Source organism: Paenibacillus sp. LT-B23 (assembly GCF_059417685.1).
The window spans coordinates 23,309-50,210 of record NZ_JBSQBM010000022.1; the positions used below are offsets into that span (position 1 = coordinate 23,309).

At 45.4% G+C, this 26,902-nt stretch carries 23 protein-coding genes; 14 read left to right on the plus strand and 9 right to left on the minus strand.

The annotated features are described in order from the left end of the window. Positions 1–17: 17 nt before the first annotated feature. Positions 18–899, minus strand: coding sequence for a DUF6492 family protein (locus ACWXW9_RS23000; protein ID WP_494931333.1), 882 nt, complete (start codon positions 897–899; stop codon positions 18–20). A gap of 211 nt (positions 900–1,110) precedes the next feature. Between ACWXW9_RS23000 and ACWXW9_RS23005 the strand changes: the two genes are divergently transcribed. The 5 genes from ACWXW9_RS23005 (at position 1,111) to ytfJ (ending at position 5,470) form a co-directional block, all read left to right on the plus strand. Beyond that, complete coding sequence (locus ACWXW9_RS23005; RefSeq protein ID WP_494931334.1) at positions 1,111–1,935, plus strand: YheC/YheD family protein; 825 nt, start codon at positions 1,111–1,113, stop codon at positions 1,933–1,935. 206 nt (positions 1,936–2,141) lie between these two features. Beyond that, positions 2,142–2,849: a DUF421 domain-containing protein gene (locus tag ACWXW9_RS23010; protein WP_494931335.1), complete on the plus strand. Its 708-nt coding sequence runs from the start codon at positions 2,142–2,144 to the stop codon at positions 2,847–2,849. 95 nt (positions 2,850–2,944) lie between these two features. Beyond that, the gene (locus ACWXW9_RS23015; protein ID WP_494931336.1) at positions 2,945–3,970 is read left to right on the plus strand and encodes a cupin domain-containing protein; all 1,026 of its coding nucleotides are present in this window, start codon (positions 2,945–2,947) and stop codon (positions 3,968–3,970) included. A 217-nt stretch (positions 3,971–4,187) separates the two neighbouring features. Beyond that, positions 4,188–4,967: an ABC transporter ATP-binding protein gene (locus ACWXW9_RS23020; protein ID WP_494931337.1), complete on the plus strand. Its 780-nt coding sequence runs from the start codon at positions 4,188–4,190 to the stop codon at positions 4,965–4,967. A gap of 98 nt (positions 4,968–5,065) precedes the next feature. Beyond that, positions 5,066–5,470 (plus strand): GerW family sporulation protein, encoded by a 405-nt coding sequence (gene ytfJ, locus ACWXW9_RS23025; protein WP_494931338.1) that lies wholly within the window; start codon positions 5,066–5,068, stop codon positions 5,468–5,470. Here the strand turns inward: ytfJ and ppk1 are convergent. The 3 genes from ppk1 to ACWXW9_RS23040 all read right to left on the minus strand — a co-directional run bounded on the left by ppk1 (position 5,464) and on the right by ACWXW9_RS23040 (position 8,496). After that, positions 5,464–7,602: a polyphosphate kinase 1 gene (gene ppk1, locus ACWXW9_RS23030; protein ID WP_494931404.1), complete on the minus strand. Its 2,139-nt coding sequence runs from the start codon at positions 7,600–7,602 to the stop codon at positions 5,464–5,466. The two genes, ytfJ and ppk1, sit on opposite strands and share 7 nt — an antisense overlap. 194 nt (positions 7,603–7,796) lie before the next feature. Beyond that, on the minus strand, positions 7,797–8,189 hold the full coding sequence (locus ACWXW9_RS23035; protein WP_494931339.1) for a glycine zipper domain-containing protein: 393 nt from the start codon (positions 8,187–8,189) through the stop codon (positions 7,797–7,799). Positions 8,190–8,280: 91 nt separating this feature from the next. Further along, complete coding sequence (locus ACWXW9_RS23040) at positions 8,281–8,496, minus strand: hypothetical protein (protein WP_025686432.1); 216 nt, start codon at positions 8,494–8,496, stop codon at positions 8,281–8,283. 153 nt (positions 8,497–8,649) lie between these two features. Between ACWXW9_RS23040 and ACWXW9_RS23045 the strand changes: the two genes are divergently transcribed. The 3 genes from ACWXW9_RS23045 to ACWXW9_RS23055 are packed head-to-tail and all read left to right on the plus strand — an operon-like array spanning position 8,650 to position 13,865. Continuing rightward, positions 8,650–13,326: a cation-translocating P-type ATPase gene (locus ACWXW9_RS23045; protein ID WP_494931340.1), complete on the plus strand. Its 4,677-nt coding sequence runs from the start codon at positions 8,650–8,652 to the stop codon at positions 13,324–13,326. 37 nt (positions 13,327–13,363) lie between these two features. Continuing rightward, the gene (locus ACWXW9_RS23050; protein WP_025686430.1) at positions 13,364–13,627 is read left to right on the plus strand and encodes a hypothetical protein; all 264 of its coding nucleotides are present in this window, start codon (positions 13,364–13,366) and stop codon (positions 13,625–13,627) included. A gap of 13 nt (positions 13,628–13,640) precedes the next feature. Continuing rightward, positions 13,641–13,865 (plus strand): hypothetical protein, encoded by a 225-nt coding sequence (locus ACWXW9_RS23055; protein WP_025686429.1) that lies wholly within the window; start codon positions 13,641–13,643, stop codon positions 13,863–13,865. 76 nt (positions 13,866–13,941) lie between these two features. Here ACWXW9_RS23055 and ACWXW9_RS23060 read toward each other — a convergent pair whose 3' ends face one another. Next, positions 13,942–14,868 (minus strand): AEC family transporter, encoded by a 927-nt coding sequence (locus tag ACWXW9_RS23060; protein ID WP_494931341.1) that lies wholly within the window; start codon positions 14,866–14,868, stop codon positions 13,942–13,944. A gap of 218 nt (positions 14,869–15,086) precedes the next feature. Further along, positions 15,087–15,980, minus strand: coding sequence for an oxygen-dependent tRNA uridine(34) hydroxylase TrhO (gene trhO, locus ACWXW9_RS23065; protein WP_494931342.1), 894 nt, complete (start codon positions 15,978–15,980; stop codon positions 15,087–15,089). Between the two features lie 221 nt (positions 15,981–16,201). Between trhO and ACWXW9_RS23070 the strand changes: the two genes are divergently transcribed. From ACWXW9_RS23070 to ACWXW9_RS23080, 3 genes are all read left to right on the plus strand, one after another. Beyond that, positions 16,202–17,491, plus strand: a complete 1,290-nt coding sequence (locus tag ACWXW9_RS23070) for a glycoside hydrolase family 27 protein (protein ID WP_494931343.1) — start codon at positions 16,202–16,204, stop codon at positions 17,489–17,491. Between the two features lie 388 nt (positions 17,492–17,879). Continuing rightward, a complete protein-coding gene (locus ACWXW9_RS23075; protein WP_494931344.1) occupies positions 17,880–18,923 on the plus strand; it encodes a carbohydrate kinase family protein in 1,044 nt (347 codons plus the stop codon). A gap of 495 nt (positions 18,924–19,418) precedes the next feature. Next, on the plus strand, positions 19,419–21,125 hold the full coding sequence (locus tag ACWXW9_RS23080) for a proline--tRNA ligase (RefSeq protein WP_494931345.1): 1,707 nt from the start codon (positions 19,419–19,421) through the stop codon (positions 21,123–21,125). A gap of 109 nt (positions 21,126–21,234) precedes the next feature. Here ACWXW9_RS23080 and ACWXW9_RS23085 read toward each other — a convergent pair whose 3' ends face one another. Continuing rightward, positions 21,235–21,999, minus strand: a complete 765-nt coding sequence (locus tag ACWXW9_RS23085; RefSeq protein WP_494931405.1) for a spermidine synthase — start codon at positions 21,997–21,999, stop codon at positions 21,235–21,237. Positions 22,000–22,026: 27 nt separating this feature from the next. Next, the gene (locus tag ACWXW9_RS23090) at positions 22,027–22,950 is read right to left on the minus strand and encodes an alkaline phosphatase family protein (RefSeq protein WP_494931406.1); all 924 of its coding nucleotides are present in this window, start codon (positions 22,948–22,950) and stop codon (positions 22,027–22,029) included. A gap of 202 nt (positions 22,951–23,152) precedes the next feature. Between ACWXW9_RS23090 and ACWXW9_RS23095 the strand changes: the two genes are divergently transcribed. Together ACWXW9_RS23095 and ACWXW9_RS23100 are read left to right on the plus strand one after the other, a co-directional pair. Beyond that, complete coding sequence (locus ACWXW9_RS23095; RefSeq protein WP_431088985.1) at positions 23,153–23,824, plus strand: response regulator transcription factor; 672 nt, start codon at positions 23,153–23,155, stop codon at positions 23,822–23,824. Further along, positions 23,821–25,227: a HAMP domain-containing sensor histidine kinase gene (locus tag ACWXW9_RS23100; protein ID WP_494931346.1), complete on the plus strand. Its 1,407-nt coding sequence runs from the start codon at positions 23,821–23,823 to the stop codon at positions 25,225–25,227. The genes ACWXW9_RS23095 and ACWXW9_RS23100 overlap by 4 nt, the downstream gene beginning before the upstream one ends. A 66-nt stretch (positions 25,228–25,293) precedes the next feature. Here the strand turns inward: ACWXW9_RS23100 and ACWXW9_RS23105 are convergent, their stop codons facing one another. Continuing rightward, on the minus strand, positions 25,294–25,905 hold the full coding sequence (locus ACWXW9_RS23105; protein ID WP_494931347.1) for an undecaprenyl-diphosphatase: 612 nt from the start codon (positions 25,903–25,905) through the stop codon (positions 25,294–25,296). 225 nt (positions 25,906–26,130) lie between these two features. Between ACWXW9_RS23105 and ACWXW9_RS23110 the strand changes: the two genes are divergently transcribed. Continuing rightward, complete coding sequence (locus ACWXW9_RS23110) at positions 26,131–26,850, plus strand: YebC/PmpR family DNA-binding transcriptional regulator (protein ID WP_025686422.1); 720 nt, start codon at positions 26,131–26,133, stop codon at positions 26,848–26,850. Positions 26,851–26,902 lie beyond the last annotated feature (52 nt).

The following is a 26,902-nucleotide window of genomic DNA, read 5'->3' on the forward strand; positions in this document are numbered from 1 at the left end:
CGCTTCCTCCTTCGATTTCAGATCCATTTTGGATCATGAGTTGAAACCATGTTGAGCGCTTTCGTTTTCACAGATGCTTCTGCTTTTGTTTTAGCAGCCCGTTGGTATACCTTGCGTTGATGAAAAGATAAGGAACGATGGCTTTTAGCGAATGTATCCAGTTGTTTTTGTGACAGGGAGTCTGCACGACTATGAAGCCCTTTATTGAGTGACTTGCGTAAAATCATTCGGGAGGGATCACTGCTGTAGAGGTGGTTGGCATATGTTTCATATTCAGAAAATCCAAACTGCTTCGTCCGGTCTATACTGCGGATAATCGCTTTGTACCAGGGAATCCCGTGGCGGGCTTCAATGACTTGCTTGAGCCGGGTGAGCCGCGCTTTTTCAAACAGCATATAGTGGGTAACAAAGGACTTCGGTGAGGGGGCTTTAACGCCCATCAGCTTGTGGTAGGTTCGGAAATACTCCGGCTGGCTCCAGGTGCGATAGTAAAATATTGTCTTGCCGTCTTTGCGGAACACATGTGGACGAATCAGGACGGTATCTGCGTCAATGACCAGAAAAAAAGAGGCTTTGCTGATTTTGTCACCGTTCATTTTAAGCAATTGCTGATACAGCCAGCCTGAGCGATCCCAACGCGTTGTTCCGTAGCGAATATCCTTTTTCGTGATGGGCAGAACGATCTTTTCGTCTACAAACGTACACTTCTTGCGTACGCACAGACGGCGGAGACCGGCACTTTGCGGTGAAATAATGTAAATGGTTCCAATCTGATGCTGAACGTGGCGGTGTAGGCTGTCAATCACCAGTGGAAGCGTAGCAATATCCTTATCAATTGCAGGAATCAGAACATCAATCGTTAGGGAACCTTTCCGTGGCCCATCCGATGGTGCTGACATGTTATTCACTCCCTATTTATGCAAAATGTACGCGTTCGGCGTCTTATATTATTGTATGTCCGGACAGGCGCTTTCGACCGGGCAAGGTCAGTAGTCCATTTATACGGTGGATAGGGCTGATGGAGCTTTCGGATGGGGATTTGGCGCATACGATGGATTGATCTTTTCATACAGGAGCGTTCTACCCTGAAAGCAGAGAGGAGAGGGGCAAGTGAAATCTTCACAAGCGCAGGCCTTGCGCAGCAAGTGGCACAAAACCAGATTGCTGCTCCAGCATCGCGGCATCAAGCCTTTTATACCGAATACTCAAAAATACAACAAAGCAAATCTGAAGTCGATGCTTGAGCAATACGGCATGGTCTATGTAAAACCCGAGCGAGGCACGTTTGGCAAAGGTGTGATGAGAGTAGAGCAGGAAGAAGGGCAGCGTTTTGCCTATCAATACGAGGAAAAGCGTCTGGAGTTCAAAAGTTTGGATGGACTGTATATCAGTCTGTCGAAGAAAACGGGGAAGAAAAGCTATCTCATTCAAAAGGGAATCCATTTACTGCGCCATCAGAAGCGTTACTTTGATGTCCGGGTCATGGTGCAGCGCAATGCAAAAGGGCCATGGGAATCTACCGGAATTATTGGTCGGCTCGGTCATCCCCGCAAAATCGTAACCAACTATCATAGCGGCGGCAAGCCAATGGCATTGGGGGAGCTGCTAAAGTCCCATTTATCCCAAAGCAAGCAGGCTGAGCTGATAAAGAAGCTGAATGCCTTGGGTATTACCGTTGCCGCACAGCTGCAAAAAACATATCCGAATTTCCGGCAAATAGGAGTGGACATTGGACTGGATCGTAGCTTTACCCCATGGATTATTGAGGTGAATACGAAACCTGATCCGTATATTTTTAATCAATTAAAAGATAAGTCCATGTACCGCAAAGTATTAAGCTATTGGCGACTGGCCAATGAAAAGAGAAAGGCTACAGTTCCAAGCAAAGATAAGGATAAAAATAAGAATGAGAATGAGGATAAGGCTAAAAAATAGACTCTAAAAAAGCAAAAAGTTCATGAGCGAGGAATTACTTCGGTGACTGTAGCTCTGAATGGAGAAATAAAAGGATGAATGCCTTGTCGATTCATCCTTTTTACATACTTGATTTTCCTGTTTTATTGCTGATCTAAAATGAATGTAATGAGAAAAATGGAATTGGAAAAGCTATATGAAAACAATGAGAACGGAGGTCTTGATATATGGAACTATGGGAAACCATTTTAAGGTCAATTTCTGCATTTACTCTAATGATGCTTATAGCACGTATATTGGGTAAATCGACTATTGCACAAATGACCTACCATGATTTTGTAGCTGTCATTACATTGGGGGCCATTACTGCGAATCTTGCCTTTAATAACACAATAAGTATAAGGATTTTACTAACATCTTTGCTTACATTTACTGGGATTTCTTACTTGCTGATGTTTTTTTCCATGAAGAACCGCACGCTGCGAAACTGGTTTTCGGGAAAACCAACCGTGTTAATCCAAGAAGGAAAAATTTTGGAGAGTAATATGAGAAAGCTTAAAATTACGCTGGATACTCTGAATCAGGAGCTAAGGGGGAAAAATATTTTTAATATTCAAGATGTTCAGTATGCCGTACTCGAGCTGAATGGAAGCATTTCCGTATTACCCAAGCCGGATCGTATGCCTGTAACCAGAAAAGATTTGCATTTGGACGTTCGTTCCAAACAGACTTTTCCCATTGAATTAGTCATGGACGGGAACATCGTGGAAGCAAATTTAAAGCAGAATGACATTACAACAGAGTGGCTACATTCGCAGATAAAAAAGAAAGGGCTTTCTATTGAAAATATCAATTATGCCGTAATTAGTTCTGATGGAAATGTATATTTTGATGAATATGAGGATCAAATTGAACATCCTATTGATAAAGAATGAATGTATTTGATTTTATTCACATTAAAGGTATATAATAGATATGTTTCAAATAAGTAAAAATGGACATATAGAATGGTTTTGAGGAGGAATCGGCTATGAAATCATTTAAGTATGCTTTGGAGAAAAAGGAACCCAGAACCGGACCGGGAGGCATCACACGCGGAGCTTCGGTACATGATTTTCCCGTATCTACAGGAATAGCCGGGGTTTCCATGCGTTTGGAACCGGGTGGGATGCGTGAGCTCCACTGGCATGCTAATGCGGCTGAATGGGCCTATGTGGTAAGCGGTTCCTGTCGGACAACCATAATCCATCCGGACGGATCTTCCTATGTCGATATCTTCAATCCTGGTGATGTATGGTATTTTCCGCGTGGTTATGGTCATTCCATTCAAGGTCTTGGTCCTGGGGAATGTCATTTTATCCTGATCTTTGATAATGGAGATTTTTCAGAGGATCACACGTTCAGCGTAACTGATTTCATCGCTCAGACTCCTGCGGAGGTTGTCATGCAGAACCTGGGGCTTGCAGCCGATGAGCTGGCTCTTTTGCCAGATAAGGAAGCCTATTTTGTAAAAGGACCTGTACCTTCTAACGGATCTCATGATGCATATCCTCGTATTTCTTCTGATCTGATCACTAAACATCGGTATCCTTTAATGGCCAAACAGCCCAGATTGGCACCAGGTGGCGGGACGCAGCGGACGGTTACTGTAGAAGATTTTCCGATTTCTTCGACCATGGCCGGGTCCGTAATTGAGCTGGAACCGGGCGGATTGCGAGAAATGCACTGGCATCCCAATGCAGACGAATGGCAATATTATTTGGATGGTAACGCAGAAATGACTGTATTTCTTGCTGAAGGTAATGCAGTGACAGAGCAGTTTGAAGCTGGTGACGTAGGCTATGTACCAATGGGATCGGGCCACTATATCAAAAATACGGGCTCGGGGGTATGCCACATTTTAATTGGTTTTAACAGCGGGCATTACGAAGCCATAGATCTGAGTGAATGGCTGGCAGGGAATCCTGTGGATGTACTAGCGACCAACCTGAGTCTCCCTCGGGAAATCGCAAAAAAGCTGCCGCATAAATCGGTGTTCATCTCTCCAAAATCCTGATAGTATAACAACTAAACAGCCCGCTTCTACTCCCAAAAAGGGGCAGAGAGCGGGCTGTTAGTCATGGTTTCGCTTCTAATGTATTTATGAATTTGAAATTGAACAACCTGTAACCCTGTGCTATCCTTATATTAAAGAGAAGATAAACGTAGCAAAGATGATTTTCTCTGCATTCATAAACATCTGATGATATGATGAATAGAAGGAGTGTACAGCCATGACCTCTGTCATTGAACTGAACAATGTAAGCTGGAAAAGAGATAACCGTACGATACTGGATCAAATCAACTGGCAAGTAGCCGAAGGAGAGCATTGGGCTGTACTCGGATTGAATGGGTCGGGCAAAACAACGATGCTTAACATGATTAATGGTTACATATGGCCAACTACAGGCAGTGTCAGTGTGCTGGGTCACACCTTCGGGGAAGTGGATCTGAGGGAACTGCGTAAATCCATCGGCTGGGTCAGTTCTTCTTTACAGGAAAGAATCAATGGTAGCCAGCGCACGCAAGATGTTGTCATTAGCGGCAAATTTGCTTCTATCGGGCTTTACGATCAGACGACGGATACCGATGATGAACAGGCAGTTCGGCTCATGACCCAATTGGGCTGCGCTCACCTCGTAGATCGCTTGTATCAGGGCTGCTCACAGGGAGAGAAGCAAAAGGTACTTATCGCCCGCGCATTAATGGCCTCGCCCAAGTTGCTGATTTTGGACGAGGCGTGTAATGGACTGGACTTCTTTTCCCGGGAAGCTTTACTAACTAGTATCCGTCAGTTGTCCGAGTCGCCGGGTGCGCCGAATTTGCTGTATGTCACGCATCACATAGAAGAAATTCTACCTATGTACACGCATACCATTCTGATACGACGGGGTACTGTTTTTGCCAAAGGCAAAACGACTGATATTCTGAGCAGCGAAACGCTTAGCGATTTTTTTGAAACACCAGTGCAGGTGGAGTGGAGACAGGATCGGGCTTGGCTCTCTATGGTTTAGAGAGTTCCAAATTTCTGCTGACTGTACCGAACGCGGTTTATTCTTGTTTAATCCTGACTACAATGACATAAGAAAACAGTTGTAGCGAGGTGAATTGAATGACAGAGTCCCCATTACAATCTTTTGTCAAAACGGCGATGGATCATTTAAAGGGCATGGTAGACGTTAATACGATTATTGGAGAACCGATTGCCGCGTCTGACGGCACCACTATCATACCTGTTTGCAAAGTAAGCTATGGTTTTGCGGCAGGTGGAAGCGATTTGGACAGGCACAATCAGGAATCCGTAAGGGTGATGCCGTCATTCGGCGGAGGTATGGGCGGAGGTGTGTCCGTAACACCTCTCGCAATTTTAATTATCGGCAAAATGGGCATTCAAACGATCTACCTGGATAACTCTCCTACTGTATACGACAAGATTCTGGATATGGCGCCACATCTTTTGGATAAATTGCACAATCTTATGAAGCAATACCAAACAGGAGATGATAACAGTCAGTGAATCAGGTCTGACCCGTTTGTGTTTGCAGAGGGTACCAACGGGATTATAAAGTCGTTTTGAACAGAAAAGGAGTTGTTTTTCCTTACTACAAGATTTTTGGCCTCTATCTGGCTACAGCAGGGGGGCTGTTCATTGTGCGCCATGACATATCGTCCATCGGGAAGCAGCTGTCGGGCTTTAATATTATCACTTAGCAGCAGCAATAAATATTGGATGACAATAGATTGATGTTCTTCATTCAATAGCGGACACATCAATTCAATCCGCTTGTCCATATTTCTGGTCATCCAGTCCGCACTGGATAGCCACAATTGGGGCGTGCCGGCATTCTCAAAATAAAAAATTCGGGAATGTTCCAAAAATCGGCCGACAATGCTGCGAACGGTAATATTGTCGCTCAGTCCGGGAATTCCTGGGCGCAAGCAGCAGATGCCGCGAACGATCAGATCAATTCGGACGCCTGCCTGGGATGCAGCGTATAGTTCGTCGACCAACTGTTTATTCGATAGTGAGTTCATTTTGGCTATAATCCTTGCAGGTTTACCGATTAAGGCATTTTCCACTTCGCGCTGAATGCAGCCCAACAACCGTTGTTTCAAATGCGCCGGAGCTACGCTGAGGTAATGCCACTGGCTCGGGGCGGAAAATCCTGTAATCTTGTTGAATAAATTGGAGACATCTTCGCCGATCTCCGGATAGGAAGAGAACAGTCCGATATCTGTAAATATTTGCGCCGACACTTCATTGTAATTTCCGGTGGCGACATGAATGTAGCGTCTAAGAGAATCCGCTTCCTTACGTACAACCAAAACCATTTTGGAATGAATTTTCAACCCGGACAGGCCGTAGACGACATGGCATCCTGATTTTTCCAATTCTTTTGCCCATTCGATATTTCGGGCTTCATCGAACCGTGCTTTCAATTCGACGACTACAGTGACCTGCTTTCCTGCTTCGGCAGCTTGATTCAAAGATCGGATAATCCGTGAATTGCCGTTTACGCGATACAAGGTCATTTTGATAGCCATGACGGATGGATCGGCAGCAGCATGTTCGATAAAATCGTTAACAACGTCAAATGATTCATACGGATGAAATAAGAGAACATCTCTTTTTCGCAGCACTGAAAAAAAATCGTCCGTTTTCGTGAACTCCCACGGATATAGAGGATCAAATCTCGAATGCTTGAGATGCTCATAACCCTCGACCGAATTGGCGAATGACATGAAGTAGCTCAAGTCAATAGGTCCATCATTCGTAATTACAAACCGGCTTTCTATTTCCAGTTCTTTTTCTAGCAATTCCAGTGCAAATGGATCAAACCCCTTTTCTATTTCCAAACGAACCGGAGTACCCCATTTTCTTGCGCGCAATACTTTTTCCACTTCATCAAGGATATCTTCGGCTTCTTCCTCGTTTAAATCAAGGTCTGCATTTCGAGTTAAACGGAATGTATGGAAAGTTGCAGGAGTATACGTAGTAAACAAAGTGTGTATATGCTGCTTAATCAAATCCTCGAGCAAAATAAACTGCCAATGATCATGATCCGATAGAGACGGAACCTTTATATAGCGAGGAAGATTGGACGGAATTTCAACCAAGGCAATATAAACCTCCTTGCCTGATGCATCCGAAGGCGGCTTTAAACCGACGGCCAAATATACACTTTTCGAACGAATCAGAGGAAAAGGGCGGCTTTTATCGATAGCTAGAGGAGTTAGCACGGGAAATACCTTTTCAAGATAATAGGTTTCCATTTCTTTCTTCTGCGCAGGATTAAGCTCGCCAAAATCAGTAAAAACAAGGCCTTCTTCCTTTAACAGTAGAAGAATCCGCGCATGGGTTGCATACTGATCGGCTACTAATTGCTCAATCATGATGATTACTTTATCTTGTAACTGTTGCGGAGTAAAGCCCGTGAAATCGACCTCTTGATTGCCTGCTCTAATTTTATCCATAAGTCCTGCGACCCTGACGCTGACAAACTCATCCAGATTGGTGGAAACAATCGATAAGAACTTTGTTCGCTCCAACAGAGGAGTACTTTCGTCTTGCGCTTCCTCAAGAACACGTCTGTTAAATTGAAGCCAGCTTATTTCACGATTAATATAGTTCACGGAGCACGCCTCCATCTGTCTATTCTTTTTTTCTAAATAATAAATACCGTATTTTTTGGAACAATTGCCATGTGGCACTGAGGCGAATCGTAATCGTGTCGGGAATATTCTCATGTTCGTTTTTAGTCATGATTCTCAGGTTCCTCTCGTTATTAAAATGGGGAAAACTCGCTAAACGAAGTTAGCGAGTTATATGGATATTTTGTTATTTATTCGTGAGATGCTGTCGTCTGCATTGCATCCACGACCGGGCTCGTTATGGACTCGGTTACTTTCGATGCGTACTGTGTCATGTTGGTGACCAAACGGTTGTTAAGAAGCATATTGCCTGCTTGCATTCCAACTGTTTGGCCCACACTGTTCCCTAACAACCCACCAACAACGGAACCAAGGACTGTCCCTACTCCTGGCAGCAACGAAGTTCCAAGGATAGCCCCATACTCAATACCGGCCATGACGCCGAGTGCTCCTGTCAGATTCCCCGACGTATGAACCATATAATCTTTGTTATCCATTTGTCCTTTCGTCAAGCTAATGGTATTCTGCAGTTGGGTTATACCTCCGGAGATAAGACCTCCCCATAATGAACCGCCTTGAAGCATGCTGATCTCTCCTTTGTTTGAATTTTTTTATTACTCCGAGATAGTAGTTCCCCATTATGCGTTTTTTTAACTATTGAACATTTGCCAATTGTTACGGAAGCAAAAGCTGTTGTGTATTTTTTTCTTCATTTTTTATTGCTTCTGTGGATTGTTGCTCTCTAGTGCCGTCTTTGACTTGATCCGCGAGCTCAAGCACAATTCCTGCTCCTTTAACGGCAAGTTTGCGTGCGGCTTTTCGGGCTTCGGGGGACACAGCAAGTGCTATGGCCGCAGCAGCGAAAATAATACCAAGCGGTGATTTGACCACAATACCCTCTCCTTAAAAAGTTGTTAATAAAATAATTCCATTATATGAAATTTTTATACAGGTTTACATTCAGAAAACAAAATGCATATTTTGCTAACTATTGTTAATCATAAGTAAAGTTGATTTTTTGATTATGGAAAAGGGAGGTTAGATATGGTATCGCTGCGAAACAAAAACAGGTTTCTTCATGTTCTACCTGGAAGGATACGGATGGAAATTTACGGCTTGCAGGGAAGCAAAGCCGCCGCAAAGCTTTTAGCCAAAAGTCTGTCCGCTTGTAGTGGAATTTACAGAGCGGAACCCTGTACAGTGACGGGCAGAGTGCTGCTCCTTTACGATGTAAAACTTGTTTCTGAGCAGCACATTTTCCATATACTCCGCGAAATAGAAGATCGGATCTGTTCGGCCAATCTAACAGCCCGCCCGGATATCCACAACGAGGTTACCGGGTCGAAGGAAGCGAAGCGAGAAGCTGCCGCTGCTCAGGCTGAATTGGATATTCCTTGTGATCTGCCGATGATCCCAACGACGCCTAAGACCAATACGGGCGAGCCAAGGGAAAAAGTCCCCATTGCATTGGCTATTTCCATGAGTGGTTTAGCCGTGTTGGGAATCAAGCAGGTCTTTTTCGGACGTTCGGTACTGGCAAGAAGTCCAGCTCCTTTCTTTTTATCGGCGCTCGTATCTGTCGTAACCGGCTACCCTTTTCTCAAACGAGGAATTCAGACCTATTCGGAAAAGAAAAAAATAAACTCCGATCTTATTTTAGGTACAAGCGCTTTCGCCCTCGCGCTTATGCGCGAGAATCTTGTAGTGCTTGCCGGACTCAGCATTTTGCAATATGTGAACTGGAAGCGAAGCCGCTCTGTTTTAAATGGACAGCAAGAGGCTTCTTTGTCACCAGAAATTCAAGCATATAGCGAAAAAGCAGGCAGATTAGGATTAATTGGAGCCGGAATGACTTGGGCCATTACGCGGAATCCGTTTCGAGCAATCGCCGTGCTTCTGGCTGCAAATCCGCGGGTGATGACCGTACCTGCCCAGTATGCCTGGAAACAGGCCGAGCTCGTTTCAGGAGAAAGAAAATACGTAGTTCCGGAAAAAGGCTCATTATCTCAACTCGCTCGAACGAAAACGATTTTATTCGAAGATTCGTCACTCCTGTTTAATCGTCCAGAGATTGAAGAAATTCAATGCATGGCGGAGAAGGAGCAAGATACGGATAAAGTGATATGTTTGGCGGCTTCATTAATGGAGAAAACAGAACATCCATGGAAAGAAGAGGTGTTCAGCAAGGCGAAACGAACTTGCCGAACGATCCGCACTGCTTTTCATGTGGAAGAAGAGCCAGAGGGAATAAAAGGAAAAGTCAATGATAGACAGATTATCATTGGCAGCTACAAATATATGGAGGAGCACGGTATTGATTGCAGTTCCTATGAGCTTAGATCAAAGAGGCTTGCAAGAAATGAATACGATGTTATTTTGGTCGGAAGCCAGGGGAATGCCAAAGGCGAATGTCTTGGGTTAATTGCCAGACATCGGCAATCAACGGTCAACGAATACGGCTCTGCCGCCTTTTCATTCAGCGAGAAAGGCTGGAGGCTTGGACTGTTGCATAACAGCCTGCATATCAGTGCTGACAAGCTTTCGCAATACGGCATGGATACAAGCTGGTCCTCTTTTGAACAAGGCGAAGTGATTGAACGGATCGCTGTGCTGAAGCAGCATGGCGAAGAGGTTTTATTTGTTTCAGGTCTGGAACAAAATCCGCTCAATGAGTTTTATAAAGAAGCCGGAATCCAGACGATTTCCATTCATGAGCTGCAACATATTCAGGAAAGCGCTCTGTATGCCGAGAAAACAGAGCAAATCGTAAACGAGCATGCTTCAATTGCTAAAAAGTGGAATCTTGTAGGGTCCGCTTTTGCTACGTTAGGTATGATCAGTGCCCCAGTGGCCAATTTGATCGGAGATGCTTTATCGCTTGTGTTTATATCCAGAACGAAAAACAGGAGTGAAGCCTTGCCATCTCCACCGGAAATGGCGTATAAGGACGAGGCTGCGGTCGCTTCCGAAGCTTTTACCTGGCATCAACTGCCTAACGAACAGATCATCGCCAGGTTTCAAACAAACCAGCAAAGTGGGTTAACCTCTGATCAGGTTCTTTCTATAAGAAACCAATATGGTTCAAATCGGCTTGAGAGTAAAAAACCTACTCCTTGGCTCATTGCATATTTGGGCCAATTCAAGGAATTCACAACTCTGATCCTCCTTGGGACAAGTGCACTGGCCTTTCTTACGGGTGGAATATTCGATGGACTTGCAATGGGGGCAATCCTGCTCGCGAATGCTGCAATTGGCACGATTCAGGAACGCAAAGCGGAAAAAATTGTGGACAAGCTGAATCAATTTCAACCCCCGGTATGCAAAGTCATCAGACAAGGTCAACACGTAGAGCTAAACGCTGTGGAATTAGTACCCGGCGATATCGTTTCCCTGGAAGCAGGGGACCGCGTTCCGGCCGATATCCGGTTGATCAGCTCATGGAACATACGAGTCAACGAGTCGACCCTGACGGGGGAATCTCTTCCCGTCGAAAAGAGTGAGTCCCCTTTGCCAGAGGATTGTGCTTTATCTGAGAGAAAGAACATGCTCTTCATGGGAACCGACGTATGCGGAGGCAAGGGAACTGGTATTGTTGTACAAACCGGGATGAATACCGAGATGGGGCATTTAATGTCGCTTCTGAAGCAACAGGAAAAAGAAGTGACCCCTTTACAGGAAAAAGTAACGTCAATTAGCAAAAAATTTGTGAAAGGCGCTCTCATTGTGGGTGGACTTGTATTCGCAATTGGTATGCTCCGTGGCATCCCTTTTCCACAAATGATTTCGACTTCGATCACACTGGCGGCTTCTGCCATCCCTGAAGGGCTTCCGGTTACCATCACTATTGCCCTCAGCGCAGGTATCTTCCGTATGGCGAAGAAAAACGCGCTGATCCGAAAGCTCTCCTCATTGGAAACATTAGGAAGGACTACGGTTATTTGCACGGACAAGACAGGCACGTTAACCAAAAATGAAATGACGGTAAAAGCGCTCTCTACCGCGGATCGCGCGTGGACTGTAACAGGCGATGGTTACGAACCGACGGGAGCATTGGAGGAGCTTGCTCCAGAGGCTGCCGCTGCAGCGGCAGGGCTCAAAAATGCAGGAAGTTACGAAAACCCTTCAGAAGATCCTGATTTGACTCGCTTGCTGCAAATCTGCTTGCTATGCAATAACAGCAAGCTTGAGCAGCAGGAAGGACAGTGGATGACCAAAGGGGATCCGACTGAGGGCGCGCTTTTGACCCTTGCAGCCAAAAACGGACTGTGGCTTAACGATATGACCCATTGGCATCGCGGGCATGAAATTCCATTTGATTCTAAAACCGCGAAAATGAGCGTGGTTTGCAAGGACGTTCAGACGGAGCAGGAATGCTATCTCTTTTCCAAAGGAGCCGTTGAGACGATTCTCCGCCATTGCAATCGATATCAAAAAAACGGGGAAATATTGCCTCTATCCGAAGAACAGAAGCAGCACATTATGCAGCAAAATGAAAGGTTTTCAGCCGCAGCGTTGCGTGTGCTTGCTTTCGCGTATCGACCTTTGGATGGGAGCGTCGACAACGAGTCCATTGATGACGAGCATGAATTAATTTATGTCGGCATGACCGGAATGATGGACCCTCCCAAACCTGAAGTAGAACAAAATATTCAGGAAGCTTTTGCACTCGGGTTAAAACCTGTGATGATCACAGGCGATCACCCGATTACCGCCATTGCCATCGCGAAGCAACTCGGAATTTACAGTGATGCGCAGAGTGTTGTAACTGGGCATGAGCTTGACCGTTTATCAGATGAAGAATTGAGCCAGATTGTGGAGCAAGTATCCATATTTGCCAGAGTCACGCCTGAGCACAAGCTCCGGATTGTAACAGCGCTGCAGAAAAGCGGACAAATCGTTGCCATGACTGGCGATGGCGTCAACGATACACCTGCTATCAAACAAGCCAATGTTGGTATCGCAATGGGAAGAACAGGAACGGAAGTAACGAAAGAAACGGCGGATATGGTACTGACGGAAGATCAATTCGGCACGATTCTGGAGGGGGTTAAGGAAGGCCGAACCATTATCGGCAATATTCGTAAAGCACTCGGCTGTTTATTAACCGGAAATCTGGCCGAGATTATCGTAACCAGTGTCGCCGTGATGGTGGGATTGCCAATTCCTTTGGTTCCTATTCAAATTCTGCTAATGAATTTGTTGACTGATGCTTTGCCAGCAATGGTTCTTGCTGTAAATCCGGGCCAGAAAACGAAGCAGCAGAAACGAACGGATTTCATCGATAAAGACCTGTACCAAAAAGTGATTACCAGAGGGGTTCTGCTGGGATTGGGATCGCTCGGCTTATTTGCCGCAAGCCTTGCAGTCGGTGCGCCCGTGCCTGTGGCTCAAAGCGTTGCTTTTGCAACATTGGTCGCGGGGCAATTAATACAAACCTTTTCGTGGCGGCAGGAAGGCTCTGAAGAAACGGTGCGCGATTGGACGAAAGATCGCTTCTTGATCGGGGCACTTTGCGTGTCCTGGCTTGCTCTACTAGGAGCCCTATATATCCCACCATTGACCGGGTTTTTCCATACCGCCCGTCTGCCGCTGCAATATTGGGTTCCCATCCTTGGCGTAGCCGGCTCGGTATCTCTTTTGTCCAAACCGATTTTGGCTCTGATTTCAAAAAAGCAAGCAATCAGGGCTATTCCTGCAAACGACACCTACGCTGCGGCTTAAACGGCCGCAGTAATACTCAATTACAAGGAGGATTACGATGCTGCAAAATAACTTTGACAAAATTGTAATCGGCACTGCGCTCGCCTTTGCCGCTTCTGCTTTGCTTCCTATTGCTAAAACTACTTTCCGCCCTCTTGCCGAAGCTGGTATGCAAGGCGGAGCCAACTTGATCAATCGGAGCAAATCTTACATTGAATTAGCCCGGCAAGAAGTGGAAGATATCGTTGCCGAAGCCCAATTTGAAAGAATGAAAAAGCAGCTTGACCAAGAAATTGCATTGCTTGACGATACCGAAAAGTGAGGAGCACGGATAGATGAGCGAACAAAATATAGATAATCATTTACGCGAAGCTTTAACGCACCTGGAATCGGCCTTAAACCAAAGCGTAAGATGTGTGCTTGAAAACGATAGCGCGAAAAAAGAAATAGGCTTAAAGTGGGAACGATTTCTTGGAGAATTTATGGGACAAATCCGGGAAAAGGGAAAAAAATCAAGATTAAATCTGCTGGGCTGGATCAGTTTTCCCCGAATACGCTAACCAATTGTATGCAGCCTGAGGTTGACAGAAGGCTGCATATTGGATTCTCTACACCATAGAGAGTCTTTTTTTATAGCTATCCTGCGACAATCATAATCAACACGGGCAAAATCAGGAATGAGGCAAGCGTACTCCACAAAATACAAGTGGATACGAGCTTGGGTGATGCATTAAATTTTTCTGCTAAGATGACGGCATTTACGGCCACCGGCATTGACGCCAGAATGAAAAGGACGGAGAACAAAAGGCCTGATATCCCCAGTATCAGCATGGCAAGACAGGCAGCAAGCGGAGAGAGCAGTAGCCGGATTGTTAGTCCTGCGTAGCTGGCTTTTTTAATGGACGGCTCCAGCTTGAATATTTTCACATAAGCCATTTGGGTGCCCAGAATCGCCAGTACGACTGGAGAATAGGCGGCAGCAATCATCGAAACGCCCGCTTGGATGCCGGAGGGCAGATGCAAGTCCAGCAGTCGAAGTCCTATCGCCAGCAGAGCTGCATAGATCGCCGGAAGTGAAAATACCGACTTGACGGCGCTTTGGACGGAAAACTCAGAGCGGGCCGCAAAATAAACTCCAATCGTATTGACCAGGATCATCTGGATGACGACATACACGGAGGCTTTATCCAGACCGAGCTGCCCAAAGGCAAGTAAAATTAGGGGCAGGCCATAATTCGCGCTATTGGTCAGTGTGGAGATTAGGGTGAGTCCGGCTGTTTCCGGGGCGCTCAGCTTAAACATTTTTCCTGCAATTTGTGCAATTCCCCATAACAGCAGCAGATTCAGGATCGAAAAAGCGGCCGTCTGCGCCACATCATGCCAGGATAACTGTGCCTTCAGCAGCGTGTCCAGAATCATCGCGGGACTTAAAAAATATAAGTATAGAGTCGAGAGCGGCTTCGTCTCCAGCTTCATGAATTTGCCGAGTAAAAAACCGGCGATTACCGGAATGGACAGCGGAACGATAACGGATAGAAGGGTTGAAAGAACAATTTCAATCATGCAAATCCACCAATCCTTTCTGTAATGACTTTTTCCATTATAAGAGGCAGCTTTCGAGCCCGTCCAAGATGAAAAAACGATCAAGGCCATAGGAATACACTATGAAGCTTCCAGCAAATATTTTGTGTACAATAAAAAGGGATGTCCACAGCCATGTTGAAAGGCTAGTAGGAACATCCCTTTTTTACTACGAAACTAATGATCTTACTGAATTATACTTATGCAGAAGCTGCAGTTTCTGCTTTGGTTCGGCAATCGTCAGAGCAATAGTGTTGATGCTGCTCTTCGCAGTCCGGACATACGATATGCTGGAGATTGCACACCGGACAATTGATATAGTGATCGTTCGACGTTTCACAATGGAAGCAATGACCGACAACAACGTCTTCATCTGTATGGTTGATCGGGATTGAGATGCGTTCGTCAAACACATAGCACTTACCATCAAACAAACGTCCTTGGACTTCCGGGTCCTTGCTGTAGGTTACAATACCACCATCCAGTTGGCCCACATCATCAAAGCCTTCTTTTATCAGAAGACCGGACAGCTTCTCACAGCGGATACCACCCGTGCAATATGTCAGTATTTTCTTGTCCTTAAACCGATTCATATTGTCGCGAATCCACTGTGGAAATTCACGGAAAGATTCGACTTCCGGACGAATGGCACCACGGAAATGACCGATATCATATTCATAGTCGTTACGTCCGTCCAGCACAACCACATCTTCACCTTGAAGCTGTTCGTAAAACTCCTTCGGTGACAAACGCTTGCCACTGATTACGTTAGGGTCCAGCTCATCCTCATGGCGCAACGTAACCAGCTCCTGACGATGGCGTACAAATATTTTCTTGAACGCATGACTGTCAGACTCATCTATTTTAATAACGATATCGTGGAATTTCGGATTGGCGCGCAAATCACGGATATATTGCTCGGTTTGCTCTACCGTACCAGACAGTGTTCCGTTAATTCCTTCCTGAGCGATCAAAATTCTTCCCTTGACGCCCAATTCCTTGCAGTAAGCCAGATGCTCTGCCGTAAAGGTGGCAGGATCTTCAATATTGACATATTTGTAAAACAACAAAATTCGATAAGCATGCTCGCACACGTAAAATCACCCTCTGATTCAAGTCAAAGTTTTTTAACATACAATTTTAAATGTACCACATTCTCTAAGTTAGTCAACTTATTTGTATAAAAAGTGGGAATGGAAAATAAAGAAACAGGTGACGAGCGACAAAAGTAAGGGTTTACATTATAATAATACCGTAGTGACGAGGTGGATTTTTGCAGCAGGTTTAGTTCTCTTAGACGAAAGGATGAATCAAAATGAAGCATCATTTGACAGCGCATACACCGCCTATGGGGTGGAATAGCTGGGATTGCTACGGCGCAGCAGTGCGTGAGGAAGAAGTGCGGGGAAATGCGCAGTATATGGCGGAGCACTTGAAGGAATACGGTTGGGAATATATCGTGGTAGATATTCAGTGGTATGAGCCGGGGGCTGTATCTTCACAGTATCGTTCTTTCGTTCCACTGGAAATGGATTCATTTTCGCGCCTTATTCCAGCGACGAATCGATTTCCTTCCGCAGCGGATGGACACGGCTTCCAGGCTCTTGCGGATTATGTACACAGTCTGGGCTTGAAATTCGGTATACATATTATGAGAGGAATTCCGAGACAGGCGGTGCATCAGGATACGCCGATTTTGGAAACCCAGGCAACAGCGAGACAGATTGCGCATCCCAACTCCATTTGTCCCTGGAATACAGATATGTATGGGGTAGATGCTACCAAGGAAGGCGCACAAGAATATTATAATTCGCTGTTTGACCTGTACGCGGAATGGGGTGTCGATTTTGTCAAAGTGGATGACATTGCAGCTTCCCGACTCTATGATACTCACTTGGCGGAAATTGAATTGATTAGGCAGGCCATCGCCCAATGCGGACGTCCGATGGTTTTGAGTCTATCGCCAGGTCCGGCACCGCTGGAGCATGCATCCGAATTAATCGCCAACGCCAATATGTGGCGCATGACCGACGATTTCTGGGATGTATGGCCTTTGCTGCACGGCATGTTTGAGCGCTGTGAGAAGTGGGCAGAGCACGTGGGCCCGGGCCACTGGCCGGATTGCGACATGCTGCCACTGGGTCATCTGGGTATTCGCTCGGTCGATTCTGTAGATTCCGGTAGCCATGACCGCTGGACACGCTTTACGAAGGATGAACAACTGACGATGATGACCTTGTGGAGTATTTTCCGGTCCCCACTGATGTTTGGGGGAGAACTGCGGGATAACGATGCATGGACACTTTCTCTGCTGACCAATGAAGAGGTGCTGGATGCTCACCGCAACGGCTTGGATGCGCAGCAGGTGTACAGAAAGGATGAGCATATTGTTTGGACTTCGCATAACGAGGAGGGTCACATATATGCGGCTTTGTTTAATGCTGGAGATGAAGCTTCGCGGGTCCGTGTATCGCTGCAAGACCTTGGCATAGAAGGACAGACAAGTGGCAGAGACTTATGGAACCGTGTGGATCTGGGCACTTTTGAGCAAGAATTGTCCGCAGATTTACCCTCTCATGGAGCCGCTTTATTTATGTTAAAATAGTTATCATGCAATGATTGAATTGATCTTAGATGTTCTAAATGAAATCGCTCTTTTAAAGTGGACGGTAGCACTTCCATTTTACCACGGGCGATTTTTTGTTTGGCTACGTGAACATTTTGTTATACTATGATACAAATAAGTGGAGAGATATGTATTGCAAAAACATAGATATTGAAAAATATTATATATATATATCTCATAACAAGGTTTAAACAAACTTTTTTTGAATTGTGTTTAGCCTTGTATGTATCTAAAGGACTAATTTGATGAGCTCGACATTATTCTCAGGAATTTGACATTGGAAACGTGCTAATTTTATAAAGCGACAATTTATAAAGTCAACAAATATATCATCCAATGCGAATGGACTCGCGAAAGGAGTCAAGTAATGAGTTTTAAACAGCTCCATAAAAATGGCCAGAACGAGCCTTGGCCTGTTCGAAAACATATATTATGTATCGGGGGGGCCAATATTGATCGTAAAATTATGATTAAAGGTACATTTCAGCTTCACACCTCCAATCCAAGCAGCACCAGACAGCAATCTTGCGGAGGGGTAGCTCGGAATGTGGCTGAAAATTTGGGACGGCTGAGGCAGTGGGTCAGTCTGCTGACCGCAGTTGGAGATGATGCGGAAGGTGAATTTGTAGTTGAACAGTCCAGCCGTTACATCCACGTGGTCCCTCTTCAAGTCAAAGGCGAACCATCTACCGGGGTCTACACCGCTCTGCTGGACGAGCAGGGTGAAATGATTGTAGCAACTGCAGAAATGGAGATTTACGACCAGATCCGTGCCTCAGCTATCCTTGATAACGCCCCTTTGATCACCTCATCCGGATTGGTGCTGCTGGATACTAATTTTTCCGCGAACGTACTTGCTTCCACAATCCGATTATGCCACGAACATCAAGTTCCGTTGGTTGTTTCTTCTGTATCGGCTTCCAAAATGAGAAAGCTGCCCCGTAATCTGAATGGAGTAGAATGGCTGGTATGTAATGTTGTGGAGGCAGAAGCTTATTTGGGATTGAAGATAACTGATGATCAGCAGATGCTGGAGGCAGCGCAAGTTTTTCATAAGCTCGGAGTTAAACATGTCGTTCTTACTGGTGGTGCAGACAGCGTCTTATTTGCATCTCAAGGTGGAACTCACGGACAAATTCCCGTGCAGCCTGTTCAAGGGATCGTTGATGTCACGGGCGCAGGGGATGCTTTTATTGCCGGGATGATATATGGAATTATTCAGGGCTATCCGATGGAACAGATTTGCCAATTTGGAATCAGTTGTGCCGTATTAACGCTCCAAACCGACCGGACAGTTTCAGACATGCTCTCTTCGAATACACTCCGTTCCAAGTTCAACGAGCTGTACGGCAGGTATGCGCAAAACTTTATGGTTTTTAAGGGTGTGTATTTTAAAAAGAAAGATACATAAACCAGTATTTGTTCAAGGATGTTCGAGGTCCATTCAGAATGGTATAAGGAGCAGGTTGCCTGATGAATAACGTGAGATACGTCGTCGTTTTTTGAGAAGCAATGACGGGGTGTTGACACGTTCGCTGAACCGTTTCATGTCCCAGGATGAATTTCAAAAAAAGCTCCTTGATCACGGCTTCCGTTTCGTGTATGATAACAAAAATTGTAATATACAGGAATAGTGTAGACCAAGGACCAAAGGTTCAACAATCGCCGTACAGAGAAGAAACCCATGGGCTGAAAGGTTTCTCCGCCGCGAATGAACGTTTTCCTGCCTTGTGAGCTGTAGCGGAATGTATTTTAAACCGTTACCGGTTAGACGCCGTTATCTGATGAAGGGCCGTTCCATACTATGGATATGGTCAAATTAAGGGTGGTACCACGACACATTCGTCCCTGACGGATGTGTCTTTTTTGCGTACAATTTATCGTCCATACAAGGAGGCAGCCACATATGCGCCAAAGTCGATTATTACTGACAACATTACGTGAATCGCCCGCAGAAGCCGAAGTGATCAGTCATCAGCTTATGCTACGTGCAGGGTTGATCCGCCAACTCGCAGCCGGAGTGTATAGCTACATGCCACTTGGAAGACGCGTTCTCCGGAAAGTGGAGCAAATCGTACGGGATGAAATGGATCGTGCAGGGGCTGGAGAGCTGTTAATGCCTGCATTGCAGCCTGCCGAGCTGTGGCAAGAATCAGGGAGATACGATGTGTACGGTCCAGAGCTGATACGTCTTCAAGACCGGCATGATCGGGAATTCGCTTTGGGTCCTACTCATGAAGAGGTCATTACGTCATTAGTACGGAATGAAGTGAACTCCTATCGAAAATTACCTGTAATGCTATATCAAATTCAAACCAAATTCCGAGATGAACGACGTCCACGATTTGGCTTGCTTCGTAGTAGGGAATTTTTGATGAAGGATGCCTATTCGTTTGATACGAGCTGGGAAGGACTGGATCAAGCCTATTGGACCATGTTCAAGGCCTACCAACGCATTTTTACCCGTTGTGGCCTGAACTTTCGTGCAGTAGAAGCAGATGCGGGTACTATTGGCGGCGAAGGCGGAACCCATGAATTTATGGCGCTGGCTGACATTGGAGAGGATACGATTGCCTCTTGTAATTGCTGTGACTATGCCGCTAATCTTGAAAAAGCCGAGCCACGAAGCATGGAAAAATCAGAAGCATTAACTGCCGCAGATAAAATGGAAAAGTTTCATACTCCAGGTCTGCGCACGATAGATCAACTGGTCAAATCGCTGCAAATACAGCCACAGGATGTGATCAAAACACTGATTTATATGAGTGACGATCAACCCATTGCTGTAGTCGTCAGGGGAGATCATGAGGTCAACGAAGTGAAAGTGAAACATATTTTAGGTAGTGAAAAATTCGAAATAGCAAGTTCAGATGCCGTATCAAAGGCGACTGGGGCCCCCTCGGGGTTCGTAGGCCCATGCGGCTTGACGATCCCTGTGTGGGTGGATTACGCCGTCGTTCAAATGTCCAGTGGCATCGCAGGCGCGAACGAGCTGGAAACCCATTATCGGCATGTGAATCCAAGACGCGATATGGATCTTTGCCATGTGGCGGATTTACGCAACGTCATGGAAGGGGAACCATGTCCTCGCTGTGACAAAGGGAAGTTGAAGTTTCATCGTGGGATTGAGATTGGACACGTGTTTAAACTGGGCACTAAATACAGCGAGAAGCTGGGCGCGACTTTTCTGGATGCGTCCGGAACAGATCAGGCGATGATTATGGGCTGCTACGGCATTGGCATTTCCCGAATCCTTTCTGCCATTGTGGAGCAAAATCACGACCAGAACGGAATCATATGGCCCCATGCGCTGGCACCGTTTCAAGTTCATATTATTCCGATCTCTGTTAAAGACAGCTTGCAAATGCAGATGGCCGAGGATTTGTATAACCAGCTACAGGATCACGGTGTGGAAGTGTTGATGGATGATCGGGAGGAACGCCCCGGGGTTAAATTCAAAGATTCGGATTTAGTGGGTATTCCCGTACGCATCGTCGTTAGTAAAGATGCTGAGCACGGGAAAATAGAGTTTGTGGAGCGAAGAACCAGCAACAAAGAAACCATTCATATCCAAGATGTAGAGCGACGGATATTGGAACTTATTCAGCAATAGTCACTCGGCTTAATAAATTACAAGCCTGCACCCTATACGGTTCTACAATCCAATACGCCCGGACTACAATCGTTTGGGCGTATCTTTACCAACAATTATTGTACAAGCATTACGTGTCTGTGTCCTGTAGAATGTGACCTTCTCCAAGTGCAATTTCATAAAAGCCTGCCATATGACGTGCCTGAAACCGGATTGGCTTGTCCCGACCTATCATAATGATATTTTGAATGTCGGCAGCGCCTTCCGAGGGGAGGGAGAAAGCTGTGACATAAGCGAATTCCTCACGCAACGTTGTATGAATGGCATTCATCAGATGATCGTGCTCACTTTTGCCCATTACATTCATGATCACGGAGCCTTCGGAATCCAGCTTTTCTTTGGCCATCCTGAAAAATTCCCGGGATATTAAATGTGGCGGCGTTCCCTGATCTGTGAAGGCGTCCAAAATAATATAATCATATGCATCCAGCGCTTCCTTCTCCAACATGCAACGTCCATCACCAACGGTCACGTTGTCCTTATCGTATCCAAAGAATGTTCGGCTGAATTCCACGACTTGTGCATCCAGCTCTGCAATCTTGAAGCGTTTATCTGTAAAATGACCCGCAATCGTCCCTATACCATGCCCAATCACAAACACGTCTTCAAATGACGGATCGTTCAGCTCCATCAGATGGATGATAGCTCTCGGATATTCGAACAGAATGCGTTGCGGATGATTCAAATCCATCGCGCCTTGTACGGCTGCATTTGAAAACTGCATCACCCGGAATAATCCCTTTTCACCATAGAGCTCTGTGGTGTCGTATACCATTATTTCATGATTATTGCTCAACTTTTTATATAGTACATCCAAGTGATCTATCCCCTTCAAGTCATACTCCACCATCATATTAGACATTTATGAGCCTGTTGTCCATATATTAAGCGGCGGTGCCGTTCTGCTCTTGCCCAGCAGCTCCAATCCGTATAATTGTTCGATCATGCGCAGCACGGAGAAATGATTGCTTTTCCCGTTGTAAGGGCCGTTTTTCAAATGAGGACCTATAATCATAGTCGGGATTTTGTTTTTGTTGCTCATGTCATCTTCGTCCCATGTTACGATTAAAAGACTATTATGCTGCGGTGCCCAGCGGGCATAAGAGGACAAGTGAGCTTGCAGCCATTGATCTGCTTCCCGAATCGTGCCGTCGTGCATATCGTGGTTCAGGTTGGGAATGACAAAAGAAACAGTCGGCAACTGATTAAAATTTTGCGGAAAGCTGGTTAAAGGCATATTGATCGAGGCAGGCAGGGTGGTGAAATTCACCCAAGGATTATGTTTTCTGGCATACAGGGTTTTCAGATCATAAGGGCCTGTAAATCCGGTTTTGGGTAATCCCTCTGAGTAGCCCCCGAACGTATATCCATGTTTCATAAGCTCCAATGCCAGACTGTTGGCGTTCATCTTCTTGGGAGTCAGATCATTGTTCACCCCTTGATTGGAACCGGAAAACAAATCCAGATAGTTCGGTTGACTCGGGTGTTCGATTGCATAATGATCCATCAGAGAGACACCGTTTTTCATCAGGTCATTCATAAAGGGCGCGGAGGAATTGCCTGATATTTTTTTTGACGAATGATTTTCTTCCACAACAATGACGATATGATCAATGCGGTGCGGAGATTTGGCGGCATTGGACTGCGTTGTTTCAGACTTGACGGGTGTGACCGCCAAAGCCGAGGGTTGAACGCCCTTAGCGTCAGAACGGTTCGTAAACCAGCCGGAATGGGACATTATACAAAAGGCTGCCGTTAGAGCGATGGCGGTCAACAGTATTTTCATTTTCAACAGAAGAACCTCATTTCATGATAAATTGATCACAGAACTGTGTTCATAGATTCATGATTAAGCTTACTCAGGACACATTAAAATATCATGAGAAAAATAAAATGAAAAGATCATTATTTTTTAATGTACATAGAGTAAACTGGTTTCTATATCAAGCATACTAGGAAAAGACGCCCCAAGCATAGAAAGGATAGCTATGAAGAAGATACTGCTGATCGAAGATGAGAAAAATTTGGCCCGTTTCATTGAGCTGGAACTAAAGCATGAATCTTACGAGGTAACCGTCAACTATGAAGGGCGGAAGGGGCTGGAGTCTGCGTTAAACGAGGAATGGGATATCATCCTGCTGGATTTAATGCTCCCAGGCCTCAACGGAATCGAAGTATGCCGACGGATTCGCAAAACGAAACAAACTCCAATCATTATGCTAACTGCCAGAGACGGTGTGATGGACAAAGTAATGGGGCTGGACAGCGGCGCAGATGACTACATCCCCAAGCCTTTTGCCATTGAGGAGTTGCTGGCACGGATGCGTTCTTTGCTGCGACGCAGTGGTTCTGTGGAGGATACCACCCAGATTATCTACAATGGACTGGTGCTGGACAGCGAGGCCCGCGTTCTGACAAAAGACCAGAAAATTGTAGAATTGACGAAGCGTGAATTTGATCTGCTGTCCATATTAATGCAGAATATTGGGCGCGTTATGACCCGGGAGAGATTACTGGAACTCATATGGGGCTATGATTCAGAGGTGGAGACGAATGTCGTCGATGTGTATATTCGATACCTGCGAAGCAAAATCGACGAGCCTGGGGAACCGAGCTTTATTCAGACACTACGCGGATTGGGGTATGTGATCCGAAAATGACAACGTTAAAATCCATATTCTCCCGGTTGCCTATTCGTTGGAAATTGTCGGTGTGGTCTTCGTTGCTGCTATGCATTTTGTTTGTTTTGTACAACGGTGTCCAATATTTTACGATTAACCAATGGATGATCAGCGAGGGAGAAGTGAGTATCCGCAAGAGTATGAACGAAATCCAAAGTTTTTTTCAGGAAAAACACATATCCGCACAGGAAATCGTGAACAATCGACGATTTATTGAGGATATGAATGATCCGCATCAAATGATCCGAATTTTGAATGAGCAAGGAGCCCCGCTATTGAGTGTCAGTGACGAAATGCCTGAGGATTGGTTTCCGCCGCAAACAGCGCAAAGCGCCAGGATTATGACTGCATGGCATCTGGAGGATCAGGTCTTGATCATGCGAAGTCCGCTGAATTCAGGTCGCTTTAAGGGAACGGTTGAAATCATCAATAACATGGAGAATTTAGAGAAGGTGAGTGACAAAATAAAGGGTGTCATGATTGCGGGTGGTATAGGAGCTATTCTATTAAGCGCCTTAGGAGGAATTTTTCTGTCACGCCAGTTGATCCGGCCGATTCAATCCATGACGGATACGATGACAAGAATACGGAAAAAAGGGCTGCATGAGGAACGTGTGCAAGTATCCGATAACAATGATGAGCTGTCAAATCTGGGAAGAGTGTTTAATGGGCTGATTGATCAGTTGGAGCGATCTTTCCAACAGCAGAAGCAGTTTGTAGAGGATGCCTCCCATGAATTACGCACACCTATTTCGATTATTGAAGGCCATATCTCCTTATTAAACCGTTGGGGCAAACATGATCCGGCTATATTGGACGAGTCGCTCAGTGTTTCCGTTCAGGAGCTTGAGCGTTTGAAAGGCATTGTAAACGATCTTCTGGAGTTAACCAGGGCGGAATCGGGTACCCTTGAGCAAAATGTGCCTGCAATAGACATCCTTCACACTGTTCAGTATACACTTACCAATTTTGCCATGCTGCATCCTGATATGATATTCCGGGAAGAATTGATTCCCCTCGAAAAGGTACAGATTCACATAACGCCCCAGCATCTGGAACAATTATTATTGATCGTGCTGGATAACGCTGTCAAATATTCTGGTTCTTCGAAAGAAATCTTCGTAGCTGGTATGCTGGATCGAGACGAGGTTTATATTCATATAACCGATTACGGAATCGGAATTCCGGCGGAGGATTTGCCTTATTTGTTCGATCGATTTTACCGGGTAGATAAGGCCAGAAGCCGCGAGCAGGGCGGGACGGGATTGGGTCTTGCGATAGCCAAGCAGCTTGTCAAGCGGTATAACGGTGATATCCGAGTCAGCAGTGTTGAAAATACCGGGACAACCGTAACGCTTTGTTTTCCAATATACAGAGTCTAAATAGGTTAGATAAATCAAAGAAGCTCCGTAACCCATATCCCATGGTTTACGGAGCTTCTTTCACACTCAAGCATCGTCAGCTTGTGGTTTGTTTGATCTGTTCCAGATTTTATGTTCCATTTTTTCGTACAGGTTCAAGCAAGAGTTTACCAGTTTCTGAGGACGTTTGAAGCGCTGGAGCAGATATCGGGTACTAACTGCACACAAGGTGCCAATCAGCGCACCAGCGGCAATATCTGACGGGTAATGAACGCCAGCCCAGATACGGGAAAAACCGATAAGTAAAGCTGCGGCGAGCCACATCAATCTAAACCTCTTACCGTACAGCCAAAACGTGGCCGCCAGCGCAAAAGCTCCAATGGCGTGGTCGCTCGGGAAAGAGGCGTTGGCCGGATGCTTGATTAGTTGAATGACGGCGTGGGTGACGAAGGGACGATCCCGGTACACAAGATGCCCGATGATAAAGCTGATCCCCATGCCCAGACATACGGATACCACCGCCGATGTGGTCATCTTACGGTTGAGTTTATTTCTTGAGAACCAGTACAGGAGCAAGGCTAAAGCGAACACATATTGGGCATCTTCGGCGAAAAAACGCATCAGCCCGTTCAGAACAGAATAGTTGTTCGCTTGTTCATTAATGAGGTGAAAAATCTGATAGTCCAGGTTAGATAACATATTAGGGATTACTCCTTTTCTTATGTGATTCAAAAGTAGAAAGTAATATGATCTTAACTCTTGAACATGGGAGTATCTTTAGATGAAAATTAGAATTCCATGAGAAAAGGACATTTTTTATCACTAAATCCTTTGAACTTGTTCAAGCGTCCTTAAGGAGATATAATATACAAGGATATAATGAATACCGTTGTGTATATTCATATAGAAAGAGAGCGGGATATTATGGGACGTAAGTGGAACAATATTAAAGAAAAAAAGGCATCCAAGGATGCTAATACGAGTCGTATATATGCTAAATTTGGCGTAGAAATTTATGTAGCAGCCAAACAGGGTGAGCCTGATCCTGAATCCAATCGGGTTCTCAGAGTCGTACTAGAACGTGCAAAAACGTACAATGTACCGAAAGCGATCATTGACCGGGCGATTGAAAAAGCAAAAGGCGCCGGAGATGAAAACTATGTTGAGCTTCGCTATGAAGGCTTCGGACCAAACGGTTCTATGGTCATTGTAGATGCACTCACCAATAACGTAAACCGCACGGCATCTGATGTACGTTCTGCTTTTACTAAAAATGGCGGTAGCCTGGGTGTAAGCGGATCTGTAGCCTATATGTTTGATTCAACGGCGGTTATTGGTCTGGTAGGTAAAACCGCTGATGAAGTGTTGGAGCTGTTGATGGAGGCAGATGTAGAGGTGCGTGATATCATCGAAGAAGATGAGGCTGTTATCGTATATGCTGAGCCTGACCAGTTTCATGCTGTGCAGGAAGCCTTCAAGCAGGCGGGAGTTACAGAATTTACAGTGGCCGAACTTACCATGCTTGCCCAAAATGATATTACTCTTCCAGAAGATGCACAGCTTCAATTTGATAAATTGATTGATGCATTAGAAGATTTGGAAGACGTTCAGCAGGTTTACCATAATGTAGATTCTGATGAATAGCTTCAAGCTGAACCACCTGAATTCGTACGACAAAAAACATCGTATTCCGATA